23 protein-coding genes are annotated in these 16,443 nt (G+C 38.4%); 19 read left to right on the forward strand and 4 right to left on the reverse strand.

The window, feature by feature from the left end:
* Positions 1 to 260 precede the first annotated feature (260 nt).
* Both pdxS and pdxT read left to right on the forward strand, forming a co-directional pair.
* Positions 261 to 1,136, forward strand: a complete 876-nt coding sequence (gene pdxS / locus QM469_RS09815; protein WP_248034614.1) for a pyridoxal 5'-phosphate synthase lyase subunit PdxS — start codon at positions 261 to 263, stop codon at positions 1,134 to 1,136.
* Positions 1,137 to 1,709: a pyridoxal 5'-phosphate synthase glutaminase subunit PdxT gene (gene pdxT / locus QM469_RS09820; RefSeq protein WP_248034615.1), complete on the forward strand. Its 573-nt coding sequence runs from the start codon at positions 1,137 to 1,139 to the stop codon at positions 1,707 to 1,709. It abuts the gene before it with no gap.
* A gap of 29 nt (positions 1,710 to 1,738) precedes the next feature.
* On the opposite strand, the gene trhA is transcribed toward pdxT, so the two are convergent.
* Both trhA and QM469_RS09830 read right to left on the reverse strand, forming a co-directional pair.
* Positions 1,739 to 2,386: a PAQR family membrane homeostasis protein TrhA gene (gene trhA / locus QM469_RS09825; protein ID WP_248034616.1), complete on the reverse strand. Its 648-nt coding sequence runs from the start codon at positions 2,384 to 2,386 to the stop codon at positions 1,739 to 1,741.
* Entirely contained in the window at positions 2,376 to 2,831 is a 456-nt protein-coding gene (locus tag QM469_RS09830; protein WP_248034617.1) for a DUF1836 domain-containing protein, read from the reverse strand. Before QM469_RS09830 ends, trhA begins: the two co-directional genes overlap by 11 nt.
* 134 nt (positions 2,832 to 2,965) lie before the next feature.
* Here QM469_RS09830 and QM469_RS09835 point away from each other — a divergent pair, with 134 nt between their 5' ends.
* From QM469_RS09835 to trxB, 7 genes are all read left to right on the forward strand, one after another.
* Positions 2,966 to 3,466 (forward strand): GNAT family N-acetyltransferase, encoded by a 501-nt coding sequence (locus QM469_RS09835; RefSeq protein WP_371607423.1) that lies wholly within the window; start codon positions 2,966 to 2,968, stop codon positions 3,464 to 3,466.
* Positions 3,459 to 3,971 carry a methylated-DNA--[protein]-cysteine S-methyltransferase gene (locus tag QM469_RS09840; RefSeq protein WP_414276733.1) on the forward strand — a complete coding sequence of 171 codons (513 nt, stop codon included), beginning with the start codon at positions 3,459 to 3,461 and terminating at the stop codon, positions 3,969 to 3,971. Before QM469_RS09835 ends, QM469_RS09840 begins: the two co-directional genes overlap by 8 nt.
* 12 nt (positions 3,972 to 3,983) lie before the next feature.
* Positions 3,984 to 4,340, forward strand: a complete 357-nt coding sequence (locus QM469_RS09845) for a Spx/MgsR family RNA polymerase-binding regulatory protein (RefSeq protein ID WP_223339217.1) — start codon at positions 3,984 to 3,986, stop codon at positions 4,338 to 4,340.
* Between the two features lie 156 nt (positions 4,341 to 4,496).
* Positions 4,497 to 5,297 (forward strand): amino acid ABC transporter permease, encoded by an 801-nt coding sequence (locus QM469_RS09850; RefSeq protein WP_371607421.1) that lies wholly within the window; start codon positions 4,497 to 4,499, stop codon positions 5,295 to 5,297.
* Positions 5,297 to 6,040 carry an amino acid ABC transporter ATP-binding protein gene (locus tag QM469_RS09855; RefSeq protein WP_311522753.1) on the forward strand — a complete coding sequence of 248 codons (744 nt, stop codon included), beginning with the start codon at positions 5,297 to 5,299 and terminating at the stop codon, positions 6,038 to 6,040. Before QM469_RS09850 ends, QM469_RS09855 begins: the two co-directional genes overlap by 1 nt.
* Positions 6,041 to 6,119: 79 nt before the next feature.
* The gene (locus QM469_RS09860) at positions 6,120 to 6,344 is read left to right on the forward strand and encodes a DUF4059 family protein (protein WP_000960970.1); all 225 of its coding nucleotides are present in this window, start codon (positions 6,120 to 6,122) and stop codon (positions 6,342 to 6,344) included.
* A gap of 65 nt (positions 6,345 to 6,409) precedes the next feature.
* A complete protein-coding gene (gene trxB, locus QM469_RS09865; RefSeq protein WP_371607420.1) occupies positions 6,410 to 7,321 on the forward strand; it encodes a thioredoxin-disulfide reductase in 912 nt (303 codons plus the stop codon).
* Positions 7,322 to 7,353: 32 nt separating this feature from the next.
* Here trxB and rlmB read toward each other — a convergent pair whose 3' ends face one another.
* Together rlmB and def are read right to left on the reverse strand one after the other, a co-directional pair.
* Positions 7,354 to 8,082 carry a 23S rRNA (guanosine(2251)-2'-O)-methyltransferase RlmB gene (gene rlmB, locus QM469_RS09870; protein ID WP_371607419.1) on the reverse strand — a complete coding sequence of 243 codons (729 nt, stop codon included), beginning with the start codon at positions 8,080 to 8,082 and terminating at the stop codon, positions 7,354 to 7,356.
* Positions 8,083 to 8,126: 44 nt separating this feature from the next.
* Entirely contained in the window at positions 8,127 to 8,738 is a 612-nt protein-coding gene (gene def, locus QM469_RS09875; protein ID WP_001272935.1) for a peptide deformylase, read from the reverse strand.
* Between the two features lie 160 nt (positions 8,739 to 8,898).
* Here def and QM469_RS09880 point away from each other — a divergent pair, with 160 nt between their 5' ends.
* The 10 genes from QM469_RS09880 (at position 8,899) to QM469_RS09925 (ending at position 16,260) form a co-directional block, all read left to right on the forward strand.
* Positions 8,899 to 10,218, forward strand: coding sequence for a CapA family protein (locus QM469_RS09880; RefSeq protein WP_414276734.1), 1,320 nt, complete (start codon positions 8,899 to 8,901; stop codon positions 10,216 to 10,218).
* Between the two features lie 23 nt (positions 10,219 to 10,241).
* Entirely contained in the window at positions 10,242 to 11,069 is an 828-nt protein-coding gene (locus tag QM469_RS09885; RefSeq protein WP_414276735.1) for an HAD family hydrolase, read from the forward strand.
* Position 11,070: 1 nt separating this feature from the next.
* Entirely contained in the window at positions 11,071 to 11,706 is a 636-nt protein-coding gene (locus QM469_RS09890; RefSeq protein WP_414276736.1) for an SGNH/GDSL hydrolase family protein, read from the forward strand.
* A gap of 522 nt (positions 11,707 to 12,228) precedes the next feature.
* Positions 12,229 to 12,936 (forward strand): glucosamine-6-phosphate deaminase, encoded by a 708-nt coding sequence (locus QM469_RS09895; RefSeq protein WP_049508421.1) that lies wholly within the window; start codon positions 12,229 to 12,231, stop codon positions 12,934 to 12,936.
* Positions 12,937 to 13,005: 69 nt separating this feature from the next.
* Complete coding sequence (locus tag QM469_RS09900) at positions 13,006 to 13,311, forward strand: hypothetical protein (RefSeq protein WP_414276737.1); 306 nt, start codon at positions 13,006 to 13,008, stop codon at positions 13,309 to 13,311.
* A 129-nt stretch (positions 13,312 to 13,440) separates the two neighbouring features.
* Positions 13,441 to 13,617, forward strand: a complete 177-nt coding sequence (rpsU, locus tag QM469_RS09905) for a 30S ribosomal protein S21 (protein ID WP_000048054.1) — start codon at positions 13,441 to 13,443, stop codon at positions 13,615 to 13,617.
* A gap of 130 nt (positions 13,618 to 13,747) precedes the next feature.
* Positions 13,748 to 14,683 carry an HPr(Ser) kinase/phosphatase gene (gene hprK, locus QM469_RS09910; RefSeq protein WP_049526992.1) on the forward strand — a complete coding sequence of 312 codons (936 nt, stop codon included), beginning with the start codon at positions 13,748 to 13,750 and terminating at the stop codon, positions 14,681 to 14,683.
* A complete protein-coding gene (lgt, locus tag QM469_RS09915; protein WP_414276738.1) occupies positions 14,676 to 15,464 on the forward strand; it encodes a prolipoprotein diacylglyceryl transferase in 789 nt (262 codons plus the stop codon). Before hprK ends, lgt begins: the two co-directional genes overlap by 8 nt.
* A gap of 1 nt (position 15,465) precedes the next feature.
* Positions 15,466 to 15,849 (forward strand): DUF948 domain-containing protein, encoded by a 384-nt coding sequence (locus QM469_RS09920; protein ID WP_414276739.1) that lies wholly within the window; start codon positions 15,466 to 15,468, stop codon positions 15,847 to 15,849.
* Positions 15,850 to 15,864: 15 nt separating this feature from the next.
* Positions 15,865 to 16,260, forward strand: coding sequence for a YtxH domain-containing protein (locus tag QM469_RS09925; protein ID WP_049548284.1), 396 nt, complete (start codon positions 15,865 to 15,867; stop codon positions 16,258 to 16,260).
* Positions 16,261 to 16,443 lie beyond the last annotated feature (183 nt).

Below are 16,443 nucleotides of genomic sequence, written 5' to 3' on the forward strand. Positions count from 1 at the left end.
TAGAGAATATCCCTTTTTATTTTTCTCAAATTCAAATTTTTGGATAGATTAGTAGATGATGAGACAAACTATTTTGGAAAATACAAAAAGACAAACGCCAACAATGACGTTTGTCTTCGTTCTGAAGTACCCTCTGTGGGTACTTTTTTATGTTTGAATAATTGTACCCGGACAAATCAATTTTTTTTATCTTGTTCTTGAGTCATTTCTACCTTACAATAAAACTGTAGCTACCAATACAACTATTGAGGATGAAAAAAATGACTGAAAATCGTTATGAATTAAATAAAAATTTGGCACAGATGCTTAAAGGTGGCGTCATCATGGATGTTCAAAATCCTGAGCAAGCAAGAATTGCAGAGGCTGCAGGTGCGGCAGCTGTTATGGCCTTGGAGCGAATCCCAGCTGATATTCGTGCAGCTGGTGGTGTCTCTCGTATGAGCGATCCAAAGATGATCAAGGAAATCCAAGACGCAGTCAGCATTCCAGTTATGGCCAAGGTTCGAATTGGGCATTTTGTTGAAGCACAGATTTTAGAAGCCATCGAGATTGACTATATCGATGAGAGTGAGGTGCTATCTCCAGCTGACGATCGTTTCCATGTGGATAAGAAAGAATTCCAAGTTCCTTTTGTTTGCGGTGCTAAAGATCTAGGAGAAGCCTTGCGTCGTATTGCTGAAGGAGCATCGATGATCCGTACAAAAGGGGAACCTGGAACAGGAGACATCGTTCAGGCAGTCCGCCATATGCGTATGATGAATCAAGAAATTCGTCGCATTCAAAATCTCCGTGAAGATGAACTCTATGTCGCAGCAAAAGAACTCCAAGTTCCGGTAGAATTAGTTCAATACGTCCACGAACATGGGAAATTACCAGTTGTCAACTTTGCAGCTGGAGGAGTTGCAACACCAGCAGATGCTGCTCTCATGATGCAGCTAGGTGCAGAAGGTGTCTTTGTTGGTTCAGGGATTTTCAAGTCAGGTGATCCTGTTAAACGTGCGACAGCAATTGTCAAGGCAGTCACAAACTATCAAAATCCTCAAATTCTAGCTCAAATCTCTGAAGATTTGGGAGAAGCCATGGTTGGTATCAATGAGAATGAAATCCAAATTCTCATGGCTGAGCGAGGAAAATAGATGAAAATTGGAATATTGGCCTTGCAGGGAGCCTTTGTAGAACATGAAAAAGTGCTTGCTGAACTAGGAGTTGAAAGTATTGAACTGCGAAACCTAGAAGATTTTCAGCAACATCGAAGTGAGCTATCAGGTTTGATTTTGCCAGGAGGTGAGTCTACAACTATGGGAAAACTATTGCGAGATCAGCAAATGTTGATTCCTATAAGAGAGGCTATTCTCAATGGTTTACCGGTCTTTGGAACTTGTGCGGGTTTAATTTTGCTAGCAAAACAAATCACTTCTCAAGAGGAAAGCCATTTAGCGACCATGGACATAGTAGTAGAGCGCAATGCCTATGGACGTCAGCTAGGAAGCTTTTATACAGAAGCTGACTGCAAGGGTGTTGGCAAAATTCCCATGACCTTTATCCGTGGACCTATTATTAGTGAAGTTGGTAAGGGTGTTGATGTTCTGGCGGTAGTGAACAATCAAATCGTTGCTGCTCAAGAAAAGAATATGCTAGTGACTTCCTTTCATCCTGAATTGACAAATGATCTTCGCTTGCATCAATACTTTATCAATATGTGCAAATAAAAATAGGTCGGGATTTTCCCGACCTATTTTTACATGTAATAAACAATGGCAATGTATTGGAGAGCGGAAGCTGCCAGAATGAAGAGGTGCCAGATCATGTGGAAGTATGGTTTCTTCTTAGCATAAAAACCAGCACCAACTGTATAGCAAAGCCCACCTGATACCATAAGAGTCCAAAAGATTGGATTTGTTTGACTGATGATTGCTGGTAGGATAGTCACAACTAGCCAACCCATGATGAGGTAGAGTATCAGACTAAATTTTTCATTGACTTTTTTGGCAAAGATTTTATAAAGAATACCAAAAATAGTTGTTCCCCACTGAATGGCGATAATCAGATAACCAAACCAGTTATTCATCAAGGTTAAAACGACAGGAGTATAAGAACCTGCAATCGCAACATAAATCATAGAATGGTCAATAATTCGCAACACATATTTATGAGTGGAACCATAAGCCATAGAATGATAAATAGTCGATGAAAGAAACATAAGAAAGAGGCTGATGACGAAGATGGACACACCGACAGACGATAAAAATCCATGAGCTTCATAACTATAAGTCGATGAGATAGGGAGCAAAATCAGCATGATAAGTGCCCCTACAGCATGGGTGACACTGTTTGCTATTTCTTCTCCAAAACTAAGGCGCTTGCTAAGTTTGAAACTAGTATTCATTTGTTTCTTCCTCTTCATTTTCTGTATAGACTAGTGCTAGTGTTTGATGATAAAGTTTGACCGTTTGACAGCTTGCTTGAATGATTGGATTTTCTGGGTCAATTCCTTCGTTCATATAGTCCACAAAATCGTTATAGAGTTGCTCTGAGTTAGTTTCTGTTTGTAGAGTATTGAGTGTTTGAGCAATCTCTTGAATAGAAAAAACAGACTTGAGCGTAGTTATAGCTATCAAACGAGCAATTTGCTTGCGTTGGTATTTTTTCTTTTCAGGTTTACTGATATAGCCGTGCTTCACATAGTTGTTCACCATTGATGCAGTTAAACCTTTCTCTTTAGCAAGAGAAATAGGGGAACAAACTTTATTCACATAAAGTAGGACCTGATCCAAATAGAGATCAATGTTTGGAATTTCGTCCCATTCTGGGTAGGAAAAAGTAGTTTTCATTTTCAACTCCTGTTTATCTAGTTTTGATAACTAGATTATAAAATAATAGAAACAAAAAGTCAAGTTTTAACTGCTTGTAGAAAGCCTTAAATTATGCTATGATGAGAGAAACTAGTCAGAAAAGAGGAGATAAGATGGAAATTCGTTTAGCCTTTCCAAACGAAGTAGATGCAATTATGCAGGTGATTGAGGAATCTAAAAAATGCTTGGCGGAAGCTGGTAGCACCCAGTGGCAAAATGATTACCCAAATGCCGACACGATTATTGAAGATATCATCTCTGGTCAGGCTTATGTAGCCTTGGACGAAGGAGAACTTTTAGCCTATGCAGCAGTGACTAAAAGTCCAGAAAAAGCTTATGAAGCCATTTATAATGGAAGTTGGGAAGGAAGAGAACCAGAATACCTTGTATTTCATCGGATTGCGGTTTCTAGAGATGTCCAAGGCCAAGGTGTTGCCCAGACCTTCTTGGAAGGCTTGATTGAAGGTTTTGATTACCTGGATTTTCGTTCAGATACACATGATAAAAATAAGGCCATGCAACATATCTTTGAAAAGCTTGGTTTTAAACAGGTCGGTAAAGTTCCAGTAGATGGGGAACGTTTGGCCTATCAAAAATTAAAATCAAATGCCTAAGCAGTATGCAAAGATGCTGTACAAGTCTCCGATTGGAATCTTATCTTTGGTAGCAGATGATCACTATCTGTTTGGGATATGGGTTGAAGCACAGAGCCATTTTGAGCGAGGTTTGTCGGTGTGTAATCTAGTTGAGGTGAAAAGTCATCCCATATTAAATCAGATTGCTAGCTATTTAGATGCTTATTTTAAAGGACAAAATCAAGATTTGTCTCAATTACCTTTGGCTCCTGTTGGTAGTGACTTTGAAAAAAGAGTCTGGAACTACTTGCGGGAAATTCCTTTTGGTCAGACTGTTACTTATGGACAAATAGCTAAGGACTTGCAGATAGCTTCGGCTCAGGCAATCGGAGGTGCTGTGGGGCGCAACCCCTGGTCTATCCTAGTACCTTGTCACCGCGTATTAGGTGCTGGTAATCGTCTAACAGGCTATGCTTCAGGACTTGACAAGAAGGCTTGGCTCTTAAAGCATGAAGGTGCAGCATTTCAAGAAAATAAGAAATAGAAAGGAAAGAAAATGTTAGAATTTATCGAATATCCAAAATGTACAACTTGTAAAAAAGCCAAAAAAGAGTTAGATCAACTTGGACTAGAATATAAAGATGTTCATATTGTAGAAGAAACTCCAAGTGAAATGATCATTCTGAACTGGCTTGAAACTTCTGGATTTGAGTTGAAGCAATTTTTCAATACCAGTGGGATTAAATACCGTGAACTGGGTTTAAAAGATAAGGTTGGGACTTTATCCAATAAAGAAGCAGCCAAACTCTTGGCCAGTGATGGTATGTTATTAAAACGTCCAATATTAGTGGAGAATGGTGTTGTTAAACAAATTGGCTATCGTAAAACCTACGACAACTTGGATTTGAAATAGTTTTTTTCTATCTCCTTGATAGGTAAAATATATAACCTCACACTTTTAAAGTATGATAAACTAGTAGGTAGACAAAGTCTCTTCTGCACGTAGCAAATATTTTAAATCTAGGCAGAAGTATGATAGAATGATTCATTATCAGGAGAGGATGTTTCTATGAATGTTACAACACTTTTAGCATCAGATTGGTACCAAAACTTGATGCAGTATATTCCAGACGGCAAACTGTTTAGTTTTCGTTCTGTCTTTGATGGGATTCCAAGAATTGTACAACAATTGCCAACAACATTGATGTTGACAGTATTTGGTGCTTTTTTTGGCATCATCTTGGCCTTGGTTTTTGCTATTGTAAAAATTAATCGCGTTAGAATTCTTTATCCATTACAAGCATTTTTTGTTAGTTTCTTAAAAGGGACACCAATCCTAGTGCAGTTGATGTTGACTTACTATGGAATTCCTCTGGCATTAAAAGCGTTGAATCAACAATGGGGGACTGCTTTTAATATCAATGCGATTCCGGCTGCAGCTTTTGCAATTGTAGCTTTTGCTTTTAACGAAGCAGCTTACGCTAGTGAAACTATCCGTGCCGCTATTCTTTCTGTCAATCCTGGAGAGATTGAAGCCGCTCGTAGTCTTGGAATGACACGTGCACAAGTTTACCGTCGTGTGATTATTCCAAATGCAGCGGTAGTAGCGACTCCAACCTTGATTAACTCCCTAATCGGTTTGACTAAGGGTACTTCCCTAGCCTTTAGTGCTGGTGTTGTAGAAGTCTTTGCCCAAGCTCAGATTTTGGGTGGTGCCGACTACCGTTACTTCGAACGTTTCATCTCAGTTGCTCTTGTATACTGGGTGGTAAATATCGCTATTGAAAATCTTGGTCGCTTTATTGAGAGAAAAATGGCCATCGAAGCACCAGATAATGCGAAAACAGATGTGAAAGGAGACCTTCGCTAATGATTAAGATTTCAAATTTAAGCAAATCCTTTTCAGGTCAAACCGTCTTGGATCATCTGAATTTAGATATTCAAAAAGGGGAAGTAGTGGCTTTGATTGGTTCATCAGGAGCAGGGAAATCAACCTTTCTTCGTAGCCTAAATTATCTGGAAACACCTGATAGCGGAAGTATTCAGATTGATGATTTCAAAGTGGATTTTTCTCAAATTACTCAAGAAGAAATCCTGACTCTTCGTCGCAAGTTGTCCATGGTGTTCCAACAGTTCAACTTATTTGAACGTAGAACAGCCCTAGACAATGTCAAGGAAGGTTTGGTAGTTGTTAAAAAACTTTCCGACGAAGAAGCAACTAAGATTGCCAAAGAAGAGTTAGCTAAGGTTGGTCTTTCAGATCGTCAACAGCACTATCCTCGCCACTTATCAGGTGGACAAAAACAACGGGTAGCTTTGGCGCGTGCTTTGGCCATGAAGCCAGCAATCTTACTCTTGGATGAACCAACTTCCGCACTTGACCCAGAATTGGTTGGTGAGGTAGAAAGATCTATTGCCAATGCCGCTAAATCAGGTCAAACCATGATTTTAGTCAGTCACGATATGTCCTTTGTTTCTCAGGTAGCTGATAAGGTTTTGTTCTTGGATAAAGGAAAGATTATTGAGTCTGGAACACCAGATGAGATTATCAATCATCCTAAAGAAGAACGAACAAAAGAATTCTTTGCTAGTTACAAACGGACCTATATTTGATATAATAGAAGATAAGAAAGACTCAGTTAGCTAGGCTAACTGGGTTTGCTCTTTAAAATTAATAGAAACGAGAGAGAGCATGCTAGTTCAGCTATTTGCTTTGTATTTAGAGAGTTTAGTGTTGACAATTCTACTGGTCTTGATTATTTTGGGACTCTGGATTGGACTTAGAGCTCTGTCGGGGGTTGACAAAACTGCTAAAGCACGTCAAGCCCATCTCTACGATATGATTATGATTGGAGTTTTAACAATTCCAGTATTATCATTTGCAACCATGAGCATCTTGTTGGTTCTCAAGGCTTAATAGTTGTAAAATGGGATTTAATCCGTTAGAATAAAAATAGTTACAACAAGAAAGAAGGAAAGAGAATGTACGATACGATTATTATCGGTGCAGGGCCTGCAGGCATGACTGCAGCCTTATATGCAGCTCGCAGCAATCTCAAAGTTGCTTTGATTGAAGGTGGTCTTCCAGGCGGTCAGATGAATAACACTTCTGATATAGAAAACTACCCAGGCTATGCTAATATCAGTGGCCCAGAATTAGCAGAAAAGATGTTTGAACCTCTTGAAAATCTAGGTGTTGAACATCTCTATGGCTTCGTTGAAAATGTTGAGGATCATGGGGAATTTAAAAAAGTCGTAACAGACGACCAAGTTTATGAAACTCGCACAGTTACCGTAGCGACTGGTTCCAAACACCGTCTCTTGGGAGTTCCAGGTGAAGAAGAACTCAATAGCCGTGGTGTTTCTTACTGTGCGGTTTGTGATGGAGCCTTTTTCCGTGACCAAGATTTGTTGGTTGTGGGTGGAGGTGACTCAGCAGTTGAAGAAGCAATCTTCTTAACACGATTTGCTAAGTCTGTAACCATCATTCACCGTCGTGATGAACTTCGTGCTCAAAAAGTCTTGCAAGATAGAGCTTTTGCCAATGAAAAAATCAACTTCATTTGGGATTCGGTTGTCAAAGAAATCAAGGGTGAAAACCGTGTGGAGTCAGTTGTCATTGAAAATGTTAAAACAAATCAAGTGAGTGAACATGCCTTTGGTGGAGTCTTTATCTATGTTGGTTTAGATCCAGTTAGCGATTTTACAAAAGATTTACAAATCCAAGATGAGTCAGGTTGGATTGTGACAGATGACCACATGAAGACAAATGTTGCTGGTGTCTTTGCAGTTGGGGATGTTCGTCAGAAAGATCTTCGTCAGGTTACAACAGCGGTTGGTGATGGCGCGATTGCAGGCCAAGAAGCCTATAAATATATCATTGAACATAATTAAAAAAGTTTCCAATCAAACGATTGGAAACTTTTTTATAATCGATTTCGAAAGACTTCGTACATGAGAATAGCAGCAGCAACACTGGCATTGAGGCTCTGTACGTGACCATTCATAGGAATGGTGATCATCTCGTCTACTTGTTTCTTGATGTTGCTTGAAATACCTTTGCCTTCATTTCCGATGATGAGAGCAATCTTTCCTTTGGTATTCCATTTGTTGCAAGGAGTTCCATTCATATCAGTACCGAATGTCCAGAAGCCTTCATCCTTGAGTTTGTCCAAGGTTTGGCTGAGATTGGTCACGCGAGCTATAGGAACGTGCTCAATTGCACCTGTTGCTGTTTTTGCTACGACGGGAGTAACACCGACAGCTCGATGTTTGGGAATGATGACACCTGAAACATTGGTTGCATCCGCTGTTCTCAAGATAGAACCGAGATTATGTGGGTCCGTTAAACCATCAAGGATTAGTAGTAGTGGGTTTTCTTCCTGGCGTGTCTTAGCAAGAATTTGCTCAAGTTCAGTATAGGCAAATTCAGAAACGCGCAAGACAAAACCTTGGTGAACAGCTCCTTCAGTCATCTCAGAAAGTGATTTTTTAGAAGTCCAAGAAATGGATACTTTCTTTTCAGTAGCCAATTCCTTAACTTTGTCCACATTCTTTCCTCGTAAATCTTCCTGAAGGTAGAGTTTGTTTCCAGTATTTGCTAAAAGAGCTTCTGTGACGGCATGAACGCCATAGACAATATCGTTTGTTTTCATACCTTCATTATAACACAAAATCCCGTCTTGCAACGGGATTTTCTTTATTCAAGAATGAGCAAACCATCTTTAACTTCAAATGGGTCTTTTTCATTGATACGATCGTAGAACATAATGCCATTTAAGTGGTCAATTTCGTGTTGAACTACAATAGAGTTATAGCCCTTAAGTTTGATGCGGTGCTTTTCTCCATCCTTATCAAAATAGTCGACAGTTACTCGAGCATGGCGGATAACATAGCCTGGAACGGCACGGTCGACAGACAAGCAACCTTCTCCCTCGCCTAGAGCAGCATCTTGGACTGAGTGGGATACGATTTTCGGATTGTACATGACAGCCTGTAAGTCATAGGCTTCTTGAGGTGTTTCACCTTCCTCGGTGATATTAGGAACTAAAACAGCAATGATGCGTTTTGAGATATCGAGTTGTGGTGCAGCAAGCCCAACACCTCCACGTAGACCTAATTTTTCAGCCATAACAGGATCTTGAGAGTGTTTCAAAAATTGCATCATTTTTTCTCCGAGAATGATATCTTGATCACTCAAGGGGAAGCTGACTTCCTCGGCAACGGCACGAAGAGTAGGGTTCCCTTCGCGGATAATATCTTTCATATCAATTAAATGAGCAGCTTTGGTAATTCGTTCTATAGCAGACATATTCTTTCCTTTCCTTCTATTACAATTACATGATAACACAAAACAGATGAGAAAGAAAGTCACAGAAGTTGCTAAAAAATAATATAATAAAAGGAAATACTAATTTGTCTGTGGTATAATAAGGTAAGGAGACTTGCATCAAAAAGCAAGGAGAAAAAATATGGAACAACGTAATAGTAGAAGAAAAAATGGTCCTGTTTTACATGCTATTAGACATTCTGTTCGATTTTTCAGGAATTATAAGCAGTGGGATAATCGTACTTTTATTGTGGTCTTGTTAGCTTCGGTAGCTGTCTCGATGATTTTTACTTTATTAGCGGAAGGAGCTCGAGGGATTTCTTTAAGCAGTAGTTATCCAAGTGCTGTGCAGAAAAAGTTAAATTCTCAGGAAAAGAATGCAGATACGGAGCAAGAAACAAGTGCGCGTATAATGGCAAATGGGGATTTGCTCTATCATATTCCGATTTATAGAACTGCTCTAAAAGAAGATGGGACTTATGATTTCCATGAAAATTTTGAGTATGTAAAATCATGGCTCAAGCAAGCTGACTTAGTCATCGGTGATTTTGAAGGAACTGTAAATAAAGACCATTATCTCGCAGGTTACCCCTTGTTTAATGCACCTGGTGAAGTCATGGATGCTATAAAGGATGCTGGTTATCAGGTCTTAGACTTGGCTCACAATCATATTTTGGATTCTCAGATTGAGGGAGTTTTTTCAACTGCAGATGCTATCGAAAAAGCTGGAATGACACCAATTGGTGTTTATACCCATGAACCACGAGAGAAAGCACCGATAGTCATCAAGGAAGTTAACGGGATTAAAGTTGCCCTTTTAGCCTATTCTTATGGATTTAACGGCATTGAAGAATACATTTCTAAAGAAGACTATGATAATCATCTTTCTGACTTAAATGAAGACAAGATGAAGGCTGAAATTGAACGAGCAGAGAGGGAAGCGGATATTACAATTATCATGCCTCAGATGGGAATTGAGTACCAATTGGAACCAACTGAAGAACAAAAGATTCTCTATCACAAGATGATTGATTGGGGAGCTGATATTATCTTTGGTGGTCATCCTCACGTAGTTGAGCCTGCTGAAACGGTTGAGAAAGATGGGGACAAGAAACTCATTATCTATTCTATGGGGAATTTCATCTCAAATCAGCGAATTGAGACTATGCAAGATGAGGAAAATGCAAAATGGACAGAACGTGGTGTTCTCATGGATGTGACCATTAAGAAAAAAGCAGGTAAGACTACGATTGAGACGGCTAAAGCACATCCCAGCTGGGTTAATAGAACACCAAAAGGAACTTATTCTCCTGAAGGCTATCCGCTCTATCTGTACCAGACCTACATTTTAGAAGATTTTATAGAGGGTGGGAAGTACCGTAGTCAGTTAGACGAGGCGACCAAGGAACGGATTGATACAGCCTATAAGGAAATGAATGAACATGTAGGGTTGAAGTGGTAGTGACTGGATCACAAGGAGACACAATGGAAATTAAGATAATAGCGACAGATATGGATGGTACCTTGTTAGATCCTAAAGGACAATTGGATCTAACACGCCTCGAAAAAATCTTGGACCGACTCGATCAACGTGGCGTTCGTTTTGTCATTGCAACGGGAAATGAAGTTCATCGAATGCGACAATTACTGAAACATCTAGCAGATAGAGTAGTTCTCGTGGTTGCTAATGGTGCTCGTATATTTGAAAATGATAAATTGATTCAAGCTCAGACTTGGGAAGATGCTATGGTTGATAGGGCTTTGGGTCATTTTAAAGGCAGAGAGTGTCAGAATCAGTTTGTCGTAACTGCTATGAATGGGGGTTTTGTAAAGAAAGGCACTGTCTTTACAGAACTTGATAAATTTATGACTCCGGAGATGATTGAGAAATTCTATCAACGGATGCACTTCGTCGATGAATTTGACTCTAAACTCTTCGGTGGTGTTCTCAAGATGAGTATGGTTGTTGGTGAAGAACGATCCGATTCGGTTTTACAGGAAATCAATGACTTGTTTGATTGTCAGGTTCGAGCTGTTTCTAGTGGCTATGGCTGTATCGATATCTTACAGGATGGGATTCATAAGGCTTGGGGCTTAGAAGAATTGCTCAAACGCTGGAACTTAAAACCAGAACAAATCATGGCTTTTGGAGACAGTGAAAATGATATTGAAATGTTGGAACTGGCAGGAATTTCTTACGCCATGAAAAATGCTGAGGAGTCTGTTAAGGAAGTTGCGACAAAAGTGGCGCTAGACAACAGTCAGGCAGGTGTTTACCAAGTTTTAGAAAACTGGCTAGAAAAAGGAGAATAACTTGGCAGTACAACTATTAGAGAACTGGCTCTTAAAAGAGCAAGAGAAAATTCAAACCAAGTATCGTGAACTTAATCAAATATCGGTAATTGAACCAGATATCATTTTTATTGGAGATTCTATTATTGAGTATTATCCCTTGCAAGAATTATTGGGAACGTCAAAAACCATTGTGAATCGAGGGATTCGAGGCTATCAGACGGGACTTTTACGAGAAAATCTTGATGCTCATCTCTATGGCGATGCAGTGGATCAAATTGTGCTTTTGATTGGGACCAATGACATTGGGAAAGATATTCCAATGAGTCAAGCATTAACAAATCTTGAAAGTGTGATTCAAAGTATTTCTCGTGACTATCCGCTGTCACAGATTAAGCTAGTTTCCATTTTGCCGGTCAATGAGAGTACGGACTTCAAGCAGACTGTTTATATTCGTACCAATGAGAAAATCAAGGCTTGGAACCAAGCCTATCAAGACCTTGCCTCTGCCTATATGCAGGTTGAATTTGTGCCTGTTTTTGAGAACTTACTCGATCATGAAGGGCAACTCAAGTCAGACTTCACAACAGATGGCCTTCACCTCAGCGTCTCTGGTTACCAGGCTTTATCAAATACTTTAAAAAAATATATTTTATAGATTCAGTATAGATGAACAAGATTTTTTATGATTAATATTTTTTGTAAAATAAATATGTTGCTAATATTATTAAAAAAATTCTTTCAATGCTAGCAATCTCATGTTAGTTGATGATACTATTCACTTGTCGGAGGATATACTAAATAATAGACCTTGAAAGTATAGTGAAGTGAAATAAAATCTGGATAAATTGATTAAGGAAGTCAAATCAATTTCTCGCAATGTTTTAGAAGTCACAGTGCACTATTCTGTATGCAATCTACTATCTGCTCTTCATTTGACAATTCGATACAATAAAAAGCTCCATAATATCTATAGGAATTTGCCTATTACAAATATTATCGAGCTTTTTTGGCTCTTTCCTACTATTTGTCAAGTCTATCAAGGTTTTAAGAATCAAATGAGACAAGACAGTAGCTGTTTTGAGGCTACTGTCATATTTTCAACAAAAATAAATCGTTTTCACTTGACAAAAATTGGTCTATACCATATAATAAAATAAAGAATATGGAGGACAAAATTATGAAAGTTATTCAAGTGGAAAATCCAATTGAAGGTGGAAAAGTTGCTTTTGATATCTTAAAAGAAAAATTGGAAAACGGTGCACAAACATTGGGACTTGCAACAGGAAGTAGCCCTCTGGAATTTTACCAACGAATCGTTGAGAGCGATCTTGATTTTTCAAATCTTACAAGTGTGAACTTGGATGAGTACGTAGGTCTTGATGGGGACAATCCTCAATCATACCGTTACTTTATGCAAGAAAATCTATTCAACAAGAAGCCATTTAAAGAAAGTTTCTTGCCACGTGGTGTCAAGGATAATGCAGAAGCAGAAGTAGAACGCTACAACCAAATTCTTGCTGACCATCCAGTTGACCTACAAATCTTAGGAATTGGCCGCAATGGTCATATTGGCTTTAATGAACCAGGCACACCATTTGATAGCCAAACTCACCTTGTAGAGCTTGATCAGTCTACAATCGAAGCTAACGCACGCTTCTTTGAGAAGATTGAAGATGTTCCAACCCAAGCTATTTCAATGGGGATTAAAAACATTTTGGATGCTAAGTCTATCCTTCTATTTGCTTATGGTGAATCAAAAGCAGAAGCTATCGCTGGAACTGTTGAAGGTCCTGTGACAGAAAGTCTACCGGCAAGTAGCCTACAAAACCATCCAGATGTGACCATTATCGCAGATGCAGCAGCACTCAGCTTGTTAAAGAAATAAGATTTTAATCATTAAAAACCATTCGATCCTATGGATTGGGTGGTTTTTTGGTCTGGATATATTTCAAATATGATAAGGGTTGAAAATCAAAATTTTTTGTATTTTTTACATGAAGAAGACAAATTTGACTGTTCATCACTTTCTGCTTTATGTCAGTATTTAGCAAAGTTAGAAACTATTAGTTTAGGTCAAGTAAAGGATTTATATTTTATTCGAGAGCAAATACTGAAACATCTTGTTGATCACGTTGGCAGCAAGGACTTATATACCATTTTTGATCTACCGTCAGATTATTGGGAGTACCTAGACCACATGGGGTTAGAAATTAAAAAATTAAGTGTTCGTTTAGAACAAACTTTAGAAGTGAAGAACTAGGCTAGACATAATGGTAAAATCTTGTAAATTTTAAATGGAATGATTTGGGAGAATTTCATTTTTTTCTTGACAATTTTCTTTATTCCGTGTAAAATAGAATAGATCTTGAACTTGAAGGGAGTGAAAAAAATGTCTAAAACAGTAGTACGTAAGAATGAATCTCTTGACGATGCTCTTCGTCGTTTCAAACGTGCAGTTACTAAAGCTGGTACTCTTCAAGAAACACGCAAACGTGAATTCTATGAAAAACCTTCTGTAAAACGTAAACGTAAGTCAGAAGCAGCTCGTAAACGTAAAAAATTCTAATTAATAAGAAAGGCTAGACTTGTCTAGTCTTTTTTGTTTTTAAATAAATCCTATAAATCCTGCAAAATTCTGAAACTTCCTACTACAATTTGATATAATAGAGGGAAGAACTTGATTGAAGGAGAAAATTATGTCGGTTTTAGTCAAAGAGGTGATTGATAAGCTCAGACTAGACATTGTCTATGGTGAGCCTGAATTACTTGAAAAGAAAATCAATACTGCGGATATTACGCGACCAGGGCTTGAAATGACGGGGTATTTTGACTACTATACTCCAGAGCGGATTCAGTTATTGGGAATGAAAGAGTGGTCTTATCTGATTAGTATGTCTTCTCATAACCGCTACCAGGTTTTGAAAAAGATGTTTCAACCAGAAACACCTGCAGTTATTGTTGCGCGTGGTTTAGTAGTTCCAGAGGAAATGCTAAAGGCCGCTCGAGAATGTAAAATTGCTATTTTAACGAGTCGTACAGCAACAAGTCGTCTGTCTGGAGAATTGTCAAGTTACCTAGATTCTCGTTTGGCTGAGCGTGAAAGTGTACATGGTGTCTTGATGGACATCTATGGTATGGGTGTGTTAATCCAGGGCGACAGTGGTATTGGTAAGAGTGAGACAGGTCTAGAACTCGTGAAACGAGGACACCGTTTGGTGGCTGATGACCGTGTAGATATCTTTGCTAAGGATGAAATGACTCTCTGGGGTGAACCAGCTGAAATCTTGAAGCATTTACTTGAGATTCGTGGTGTTGGTATTATAGATGTGATGAGTCTTTATGGTGCCAGTGCAGTTAAAGATTCTTCACAAGTTCAGTTAGCTGTCTATCTAGAAAATTATGACACGCAAAAGACTTTTGATCGTCTAGGCAATAATGCTGAGGAATTGGAGATTTCTGGAGTAGCTATTCCACGTATCCGCATTCCTGTAAAAACAGGACGTAATATTTCTGTCGTTATCGAAGCAGCAGCGATGAATTATCGTGCTAAGGAAATGGGCTTTGATGCTACTCGACTATTTGAAGAAAGATTGACAAATCTGATTGCAAAGAACGAGGTGAAAAATGATTGATCCAATCGCTTTTCAAATTGGTCCTTTAGCTGTTAGATGGTATGCACTCTGCATCGTTTCAGGTCTTGTTTTAGCGGTATACCTTGCCAGTAAAGAAGCGCCTAAAAAGAAGATTTTATCTGATGATATTTTGGACTTCATCTTAATTGCCTTTCCTTTGTCAATCATTGGAGCTAGACTCTACTATGTTATTTTTAGATTTGATTATTATAGCCAACATCTGGGAGAGATTTTTGCTATTTGGAATGGTGGTCTTGCCATATACGGTGGTTTAATTACTGGCGCGATTGTACTCTATATCTTTGCTGATCGCAAATTAATCAATACTTGGGATTTCTTAGATATTGCAGCTCCTAGCGTCATGATTGCTCAGAGTCTAGGGCGTTGGGGAAACTTCTTTAACCAAGAAGCTTATGGAGCAGTCGTTGAAAATCTAGACTATTTACCTGGTTTTATTAAGAATCAGATGTATATTGATGGCTCATACCGCCAACCAACCTTCTTATACGAGTCTATCTGGAATCTGATCGGTTTTGCCTTGATTGTCATTTTTAGACGCCGATTAAAGAGTATCCGTCGTGGTCATATCACTGCCTTTTATCTAATTTGGTACGGATTTGGACGTATGATTATTGAGGGCATGCGTACGGATAGTCTCATGTTCTTTGGACTCCGAGTATCTCAGTGGTTGTCTGCCCTATTGATTGGCCTTGGTATTTATATCATCTTTTATCAAAATCGGAAAAAAGCACCATTTTATAATGTAAAAAAGGAGAATTAAAATGTTAGAAGTGGCTTATATTATTGTGGCAATTGCCTTGGTTGTATTTTTAGTTTATCTGACTATTACCCTTCAAAAAGTTGGTCGTGTAATTGATGAAACTGAAAAAACTGTTAAAACTTTAACATCAGATGTAGATGTAACTCTTCATCAAACAAATGAATTGCTTACAAAAGTCAACGTTCTTGTTGATGATATCAATGTCAAAGTTGCTACAATTGATCCCCTCTTTACAGCAGTTGCAGACCTTTCTGTTTCTGTTTCTGACCTAAATGATCAAGCGCGTGTTTTGAGTAAAAAGGCATCATCTGCTGGTTCAAAAACACTCAAGACTGGTGCAAGTCTGTCAGCTCTTCGTCTTGCAAGTAAATTTTTCAAAAAATAAAAAAGGAGTAAGCTAATGGGTAAACTATCATCTATCTTTCTAGGAACTGTTTCAGGTGTTGCTGCAGCCTTGTTTCTAACAAGTGACAAAGGAAAACAAGTTAGAAGCCAAGCACAAGAATTTTTAGAAGATCTAAAAGAAGATCCTGAGTATGCTAAAGAGCAGGTTTGTGAAAAATTAACGGATGTCAAAGAACAAACCAAAGAATTTGTTCTTAAAACAAAAGAGCAGATTGAATCTGGGGAAATTACTCTTGACACTGTTCTTGATAAAGCAAAATATCATGCTCAACAAGCGACTGAAGCTTCAAAAGAAACCTTGAATCATTTTAAATCACAACTGGAAGAGAAAGTAGTTGTGGAAGAAAAAGAAAATGGTCAAGAAATTGTCATCGAGCTTCAAGAAAATTAACATAGAATCACCATTTCTTGGTTTTCTAGAGAATCAAGAATGGTGATTTTTTTCCTTTAATGAACTCTTTGTGATATAATGGCAGTATAGAAAGTGTAATATTTAGATTTCTTTCTTAATTTACTGAAATTTTAACAGCAAGTTATTGATCTTCATATGGATGGGGAAATGTACCTAGATGAT

Source organism: Streptococcus infantis, assembly GCF_047464215.1.
Classification (GTDB): Bacteria; Bacillota; Bacilli; order Lactobacillales; family Streptococcaceae; genus Streptococcus; species Streptococcus infantis_P.

Coding starts and splice junctions, on each gene's coding strand:
- QM469_RS09860 (WP_000960970.1), top strand. CDS start 6,120: ATGCTAGTTCAGCTATTTGCTTTGTATTTAGAGAGTTTAGTGTTGACA.
- QM469_RS09830 (WP_248034617.1), bottom strand. CDS start 2,831: ATGAAAACTACTTTTTCCTACCCAGAATGGGACGAAATTCCAAACATT.
- QM469_RS09855 (WP_311522753.1), top strand. CDS start 5,297: ATGATTAAGATTTCAAATTTAAGCAAATCCTTTTCAGGTCAAACCGTC.
- QM469_RS09895 (WP_049508421.1), top strand. CDS start 12,229: ATGAAAGTTATTCAAGTGGAAAATCCAATTGAAGGTGGAAAAGTTGCT.
- QM469_RS09885 (WP_414276735.1), top strand. CDS start 10,242: ATGGAAATTAAGATAATAGCGACAGATATGGATGGTACCTTGTTAGAT.
- QM469_RS09845 (WP_223339217.1), top strand. CDS start 3,984: ATGTTAGAATTTATCGAATATCCAAAATGTACAACTTGTAAAAAAGCC.
- pdxT (WP_248034615.1), top strand. CDS start 1,137: ATGAAAATTGGAATATTGGCCTTGCAGGGAGCCTTTGTAGAACATGAA.
- QM469_RS09920 (WP_414276739.1), top strand. CDS start 15,466: ATGTTAGAAGTGGCTTATATTATTGTGGCAATTGCCTTGGTTGTATTT.
- pdxS (WP_248034614.1), top strand. CDS start 261: ATGACTGAAAATCGTTATGAATTAAATAAAAATTTGGCACAGATGCTT.
- rlmB (WP_371607419.1), bottom strand. CDS start 8,082: ATGAAAACAAACGATATTGTCTATGGCGTTCATGCCGTCACAGAAGCT.
- def (WP_001272935.1), bottom strand. CDS start 8,738: ATGTCTGCTATAGAACGAATTACCAAAGCTGCTCATTTAATTGATATG.
- QM469_RS09840 (WP_414276733.1), top strand. CDS start 3,459: ATGCCTAAGCAGTATGCAAAGATGCTGTACAAGTCTCCGATTGGAATC.
- QM469_RS09835 (WP_371607423.1), top strand. CDS start 2,966: ATGGAAATTCGTTTAGCCTTTCCAAACGAAGTAGATGCAATTATGCAG.
- QM469_RS09900 (WP_414276737.1), top strand. CDS start 13,006: ATGATAAGGGTTGAAAATCAAAATTTTTTGTATTTTTTACATGAAGAA.
- trhA (WP_248034616.1), bottom strand. CDS start 2,386: ATGAATACTAGTTTCAAACTTAGCAAGCGCCTTAGTTTTGGAGAAGAA.
- QM469_RS09850 (WP_371607421.1), top strand. CDS start 4,497: ATGAATGTTACAACACTTTTAGCATCAGATTGGTACCAAAACTTGATG.
- QM469_RS09880 (WP_414276734.1), top strand. CDS start 8,899: ATGGAACAACGTAATAGTAGAAGAAAAAATGGTCCTGTTTTACATGCT.
- trxB (WP_371607420.1), top strand. CDS start 6,410: ATGTACGATACGATTATTATCGGTGCAGGGCCTGCAGGCATGACTGCA.
- QM469_RS09925 (WP_049548284.1), top strand. CDS start 15,865: ATGGGTAAACTATCATCTATCTTTCTAGGAACTGTTTCAGGTGTTGCT.
- rpsU (WP_000048054.1), top strand. CDS start 13,441: ATGTCTAAAACAGTAGTACGTAAGAATGAATCTCTTGACGATGCTCTT.
- hprK (WP_049526992.1), top strand. CDS start 13,748: ATGTCGGTTTTAGTCAAAGAGGTGATTGATAAGCTCAGACTAGACATT.
- lgt (WP_414276738.1), top strand. CDS start 14,676: ATGATTGATCCAATCGCTTTTCAAATTGGTCCTTTAGCTGTTAGATGG.